Annotated in this window: 2 protein-coding genes; both read right to left on the reverse strand. The window is 56.7% G+C overall.

Features of this window, described 5'->3' with window-relative positions:
• The coding region (locus tag K1V27_RS22435; protein ID WP_258932514.1) for a helix-turn-helix domain-containing protein at window positions 1–998 on the reverse strand (998 nt) is incomplete at its 3' end.
• A gap of 38 nt (window positions 999–1,036) precedes the next feature.
• Window positions 1,037–1,608, reverse strand: a 572-nt coding sequence (locus K1V27_RS22440; protein ID WP_258932516.1) for a hypothetical protein, incomplete at its 5' end; no start/stop codon positions are given.

The raw sequence follows: 1,608 nt of genomic DNA on the forward strand, positions 1-1,608 counted from the left end.
AAGGAAGCGAGCACCTGGTCCATTTCCACGTGGCGGATGACGGAAAGTCCGGTATGATAGCGGTCCTTGGGAGTCTCGCCGGTCTCGGAATGAATGGAGCTATGATAATCCACCGAGATCCATGCGCTGAGAGCTCGGTTGAGATCATCGAGGCTTATGGCATCTTGTGCCCGCACCTCGGATTCAAACCGGTCTTGGGCGGTCTCAAAGAAGCGCTCAATGAGTCCTCCCGGGGAAGGGTCCCCGGCCGGCCGGTGGCGAAGCCGGATGTGGAGCCGGTAGCAGGCAGCCTTGAGGCCGATTGCGTGATAGACCTTGGCGTTATCGAGGTAGAGTTCGCCGGGGGCGCCATGCTTGGCCAGGGCGCGCAGCAGCGAGTCGATGAGGATATCGAGGCTTTGGCGCAGGTAGTAGCGGGCCTCGACGATATACCTGCTGTGGCAGTCGATGAAAGCGGAAAGATAGGTGGGCAGGACCTCCCGGCCGAAAACAACATAGGGGCCTTCCTCGAAGTCCCCAACCCAGAGATCATGGGTATGGTCTCTGGTCCAACGTTTTCTCACCTTGTTTTTGACAACGCCGAGCTTGAGGCGGGTTGCGCCCGCACCTTTAAGATGGCGATACAAAGTAGAGCGGGAGAGCGTAACGCCATAGAGGTCCTTTAGGAATCGGTTGATGGTGGCAGGGGAGCGCTTGGGCTGCTCGCATTTAAGCTCGATGGCGGTTGCAATGATTTCTGCGGGTGCGGCCCTGGCATGGCCGCGGTCATGGCGGTCTTTTCTTGCGAGAGCATCGAATCCTCCGGTTCGATAGCGCTTCAGCTTTCGCCTGAGGGTGGAAAGGGAGGGCTTGCCGGTACGTCCGCCGGGAAAGACCATCTCCTTTTGAGAGATCTCTTTGAGAAAATCCTGGATCGATTCCGGCTCCACCTCGTCGAAGAGAACGGGGCGAAGGAGATCGCACCAGAACAGGGCCCATTTTTCATCTTTTTGCTTCATAACGCCTCCTTTGTTTTATGGTTGGAGGCGAGCATAAATCATTGCCAGGCGCAGCCTGTTGCAAAGAAGGGGAAAATTGAAGCACCAAAAACAACTCGGAATACCGCCTCCAGGTGGACGAGCCGGCGAGAGCGTTTGAGGGTTTCTTCCCGAGCGGTTTTCACGAACTTATTGGGGGAGATCGTTAGCGCGGCGAGATCCCGGTAGACTTTTGTCGCCGGATCCTTCTGTAAGATGAGGTCCAGAGCGCGGCGCGGGATTTCTTTGAAGCGGCCAAGAGTGTCGATCCAGCGGTAAGGGGTTGTGTGGGAGAGGACTTTATCGACCGGCGTATTTCCTTCGTCCGTCGAGGCATGGAAGATCTCCGAGCCTTCTTCCAGGACTGTCTTCCGATAGGTCGACGTCTCATCTTCCAGATAGCTTGCCGAGCGATGAAGTATCGCGTCGCTGGTGTAACGCTTGAAGGGAAGCGCGAAAGGAGGCTGTTCGGTGAAGGTCTTATGGCAGCCGGGGCATTTCCACCGAATGACAAGGCATTTTACCACCTGGACCAATGCGTCGCATAGAATGCGGAATTTGCGGGGGCGTGCCTGATGCCGCCTGAACAAAT

This window comes from Desulfoferrobacter suflitae, from assembly GCF_022603395.1.
GTDB classification, from domain to species: Bacteria; Desulfobacterota; Syntrophobacteria; order Syntrophobacterales; family Syntrophobacteraceae; genus Desulfoferrobacter; species Desulfoferrobacter suflitae.